Below are 4,464 nucleotides of genomic sequence, written 5' to 3' on the forward strand. Positions count from 1 at the left end.
CTCCTGATCAACGCCGCCGTCTCGGCCGTCGCCTTCGTCGTTCTGTGGTGGATCGGCCTTCGCTTGAGGGACGTCAGCTTCGTCGACGCTTGGTGGGGCGTGGGCATGGCCCTGATCGCCTGGACGACGCTGATCCAGGTCGGCGTCACGCCGCATGGCGCGTTGCTGACCGGCCTGTGCACCGTCTGGGCCGTCCGGCTGGGCGGATACCTGCTGTGGCGCTGGCGCAAGCAGGGGCCGGACCGTCGCTATGTGTCGATGATGGCCCACGCCGAGACCACGCGTCGCTGGAGCTTCGCCAAGGCCTCCGCCCTGCTGGTCTTCGCCCTGCAATACCTGCTGCAGTTCGTCGTGGCCCTGCCCGTGCAACTGGGGCAGTCGGTCACGGCGCCGCTGGGCGGGCTGGCCGTCGCCGGCGCGGTCCTGGCCGTGATCGGCATCGGCTTCGAGAGCTTGGGCGACTGGCAGCTGGCGCGGTTCAAGGCCGACCCCAGCAAGGCCGGCAAGGTGCTGGACACCGGCCTGTGGCGCTACACCCGCCATCCGAACTATTTCGGCGACGCCTGCGTGTGGTGGGGTCTCTACCTGATCGCCGCCGAGACGGGCCTGGGCGCCTGGGCCCTGCCGGGGCCGATCCTGATCACCTTCCTGCTGACCCGCTGGAGCGGCGTGCCGACCGTCGAGGGCCGGATGCGCCGCAAGCGTCCGGACTACGAAGCCTATGTCGCCCGCACTTCCGGCTTCGTGCCGTGGTGGCCGAAGCGTTCCTGACCAGCGGCCTTCAGGCGCGGGGCGAAGGCTTCAGAAGCTGCCGCCCCGCCCACACCGCGTGGGTGCCGCTGCTGATCTTGTGGGGCAAGGCGATGCGGCACACGGGCTGCATGGTCTTGGCGTCGACCAGCAGGCATTCCGACGCTCCCCGGTTCTCGTCGATGATGAAGCTGACCAGATAGCCGTCGTCCTCGCCCGTCGCATCGACGCGCGGCGCCAACGGGGCCTCGCTGGCGTAGCGGCCGGGCTCCAGGGCCAGGGACCAGCTCTGGCCGGTCTCGAGGTCATGCTTGACGAAGCCGTTGAACAGGAACCAGCCGGGCTTGGCGGTGGTCGAATAGGCGTAACGATAGGGCCGCCCGGCATAAGCCTGGTTGAACATCCCGAACTCCAGGATCCGTTCGTCCAGATGATGTTCGGTCGTCTCGCCGGTCGCCAGGTTGAACCGCCAGCGATGCAGCTTGGGCCGGAAGCTGTGCTCGTCCAGATAGGCCATCAGGTGGCCGTGGCCCTCGGGGGCGTCCTCCAGCGGGCGCGGCGTCGGGTTCTCCTGGAAGTAGCCGTCCAGCACGATCTCATCGCCGTCCTCGTAGGCGTTCAGCCAGTGCAGGACATAGGTCGGGGCGGCCTCGAACCATCGGACCTCGCCGCCGTGGCGCGGCACGATGCCGAACCGCGAGGGCACGCCCTTGTGCAGGCGCACGGCGTGGATGTCGCGTTCCAGCAGCGACTGGTCCCAGAACACCGGCAGGTCGTTGAGGATCGAATAGTTCGCCGTGAACGCCATGTCGTGCGGCAGGCGCGGGCCGGGCAGGTCGATGGCCTGGTAGACCGTGCGCTTGCCCGACGCGTCGACCACGCCGTAGTGCATGTACGGCGCGTGCTTGGAATAGTTGAAGAACAGCAGCTCGCCGGTCGCTTCGTCGACCTTGGCGTGGGCCGAGACGCCGTCCAGCGGGGCCCAGGCGGCGACGCCCAGGTTCTCCAGGGTCAGGGGATCCAGGCGATAGGCCTCGCCGCACTGGTAGAAGGTGGCGATCGCCTCGCCGGCATGGACGACGATGTCGGTGCTGGCGGTGTCCTTCAGGCTTCCGTGCGCGCCGAAACCCGGCCGCCTGGACGTGCCGGGGCCGTCGGCGAGGCCGCCCCACAGGCTCTCGCCGGCTTCCTGTTCGGCTTCGAACCCGCGGGTGCGGATGAAGCGATTGCGGTAGCTGGCCGCGCCGTTCTTGAACTCGATCTGGTGGACCATGCCGTCGCCGTCGAACGGGTGATAGCGGCCTAGCGGCTGATGCACGGGGTTTTCGGTGTTGCGCAGATAGACGCCGTCCAGGTCGGTCGGGATCGCGCCCTCCAGCACCTCCAGGTCGACCGCGTCGACCTCCTCGTGCAGCGGCGTCCAGGCCCCGGTCATGTAGGGATGGTTGGTCGGCTGTAGCGAGGTGCGGACCGGCGGCAGGCGATCGATCTTCATGGCGTGCTCCAGCGATCAGGCGTCATCGGCGTCCCGCCGGAGTTTAGGAATGTCAGTCTCACTATACAAGTGACAGAAAGAGGTTGCACCGGCGCGCGCCGCCATTCTTTCGTCGCGCCAGCGGCGCAGCTGGTGTCCGGCCGCCGCCAAGAGAGAGCCCGCATGCCCTTCGACACGCCGCCGCCTGTTGAACAGGTGATCGTCACCGCCGCCCGCCTGCCGCCGGCCGCCGCCGAGGCGGCGTTCTCGGCGGTGCATCTGAGCGAGCGCGACCTGGCCAGGACCCAGCGGGTCGACGAGGCGGTCAGCGGGACGCCGGGCGTCTCGCTGTTCCGCCGCACCTCCAGCCTGTCGGCCAATCCGACCACCCAGGGGATCAGCCTGCGGGCCATCGCCCCATCGGGCGCGGGACGGACCCTGGTCACCTTGGACGGCGTGCCGCTCAACGATCCGTTCGGCGGCTGGGTGATCTGGTCGCAGCTGGCGCCGGAGTCGCTGAGCGGCGTCGACATCGTGCGCGGCGCGGGGGCGGGGCCCTACGGGGCCGGCGCCCTGACCGGCGTCATCGGCCTGAAGGAGCGTGATGCGGGCATCGCCGGCGACGTTTCGGTCGGCGATCTGGGCTCGCAGCGCGCCTCGGCGGCGGCGGTCTCGACCCTGGGGCGGCTCGAGTTCTTCGGCGCGGCCCTCTACGACAAGTCCGACGGCTACGTGCCGGTTCGCGGGCCCGCCCAGGGCGCGGCCGACACCAGGACCGACCTGGAGGCCAAGAGCATCTCCGGCCGGATCGACATGGCCAGCGGCCTGGGCCTGCTGTCGCTGCGCGGCGGGTTCTTCGAGGAGGATCGTGGGGCCGGCCTGGCCGGGGCGCGAGCCAATGCCTCGGGCAATGTGTTCAGCGCCACCCTGGTCCGGGTCCCGCGCGGCGAGGCCCTGGGCTGGAAGCTGCAGGCCTGGCGGCGGACCAGCGACCTGTTCAACAGCTCGGTGTCCGTGGCCGCCGACCGCTCGTCCACCACGCCGGCCAACAGCCAGGACAAGACGCCGGCCACCGGCTGGGGCCTGAACGGCGCCCTGCGTCGCAAGGTCGGCGGGGTGGAATGGGAGCTGGGCGCCGACGCCCGTCTGAACGATGGCGAGGAGCGCGAGCGCTACAGCTATTCGGGCGGGACCTACACCCGCAACCGGGTGGCGGGCGGCAAGACCTCGGTGGTCGGCGCCTATGCCGACGGCTCGTGGACCCAGGGGCCGTGGCTGGTGGCCGGCGGTCTGCGGCTGGACCATTGGGAAAACACCGACGGCTTCCGGATCGAGCGCAACGCCCTGACCGGCGCGGTGCTTTTGGACCAGCGCCCAGCCGACCGGGACGGCGATGTGGTCAGCGGCCGCCTGGGCGTGACCCGCGAGATCGGCGACGGAGCCGTGGCGCGGGTGGCCGGCTACACCGGCTTCCGGCCGGCCAGCCTCAATGAACTCTATCGCCCGTTCCGGGTGGGCAACGACGTCACCGAGGCAAATGCGGCCCTGAAGCCCGAGCAGCTTCAAGGGCTGGAGGCCGGCGTTTCCCGCAAGGGCGCCAAGGGTTTGATCGAGGCCACCGCGTTCTGGAGCCGGATCGAGGATCCGATCGTCAATGTCACCCTGGGCGCTGGGCCCGGGACCTTCCCGATCGGCGGCTTCATCCCGGCCGGCGGGGTGCTGCGTCAGCGCCAGAACGCCGGGACGATCGACGCTGTCGGGCTGGAGGGGAGGGCTGAGCGCAAGGTCGGCGTCGTGACCCTCAGCTCGGCCCTGTCGGTCACCGACGCGCGGCTGGACGGCGGTTCGTCCGCTCCGCAGCTGACCGGCAAGCGTCCCGCCCAGGCCCCGATCTGGAGCGCCACGGCGGGCTTGTCGGCGGAGCTGACCGAAACGCTCACCCTGGCGACGGACCTCACCTGGGAGGGCAAACGGTTCGAGGACGACCTCAACAGCCGCGTGCTCGACCCCGCCTACCGGCTGGACGCCCGCCTGGACTGGCGCGTGCGGCCGCTGGTGACGGCCTATGTGGCGGGCGACAATCTGCTGGACGCGAACATCCAGACGTCACGGACGGCGGACGGCGTGGCGGGGTATGCCGCGCCGCGCGTGGTGCGGGTGGGGCTGCGGTTGGCGATCTAGGGGCTGGGGACATGCCCTTGCGGCGTGTCCCCAACAGACGCAGTGCGAAACATGGGGAC

Annotated in this window: 3 protein-coding genes; 2 read left to right on the forward strand and 1 reads right to left on the reverse strand. The window is 70.3% G+C overall.

The genetic code is table 11. The features are described 5' to 3' along the window. Positions 1-771 (forward strand): DUF1295 domain-containing protein (locus WAL33_RS11040; RefSeq protein ID WP_422181336.1); only part of this gene is annotated, 771 nt, incomplete at its 5' end. A 10-nt stretch (positions 772-781) separates the two neighbouring features. Here the strand turns inward: WAL33_RS11040 and WAL33_RS11045 are convergent. Beyond that, positions 782-2,245, reverse strand: coding sequence for a carotenoid oxygenase family protein (locus WAL33_RS11045; protein WP_422181338.1), 1,464 nt, complete (start codon positions 2,243-2,245; stop codon positions 782-784). 162 nt (positions 2,246-2,407) lie between these two features. Here WAL33_RS11045 and WAL33_RS11050 point away from each other — a divergent pair, with 162 nt between their 5' ends. Then, complete coding sequence (locus WAL33_RS11050; RefSeq protein WP_422181340.1) at positions 2,408-4,405, forward strand: TonB-dependent receptor; 1,998 nt, start codon at positions 2,408-2,410, stop codon at positions 4,403-4,405. Positions 4,406-4,464 lie beyond the last annotated feature (59 nt).

This window comes from Caulobacter sp., from assembly GCF_049283275.1.
Classification (GTDB): domain Bacteria; phylum Pseudomonadota; class Alphaproteobacteria; order Caulobacterales; family Caulobacteraceae; genus Caulobacter.

What these genes read in the sequence shown, in the direction of transcription:
- WAL33_RS11045 (WP_422181338.1), bottom strand. Translation starts at nt 2,245, where the DNA reads ATGAAGATCGATCGCCTGCCGCCGGTCCGCACCTCGCTACAGCCGACC.
- WAL33_RS11050 (WP_422181340.1), top strand. Translation starts at nt 2,408, where the DNA reads ATGCCCTTCGACACGCCGCCGCCTGTTGAACAGGTGATCGTCACCGCC.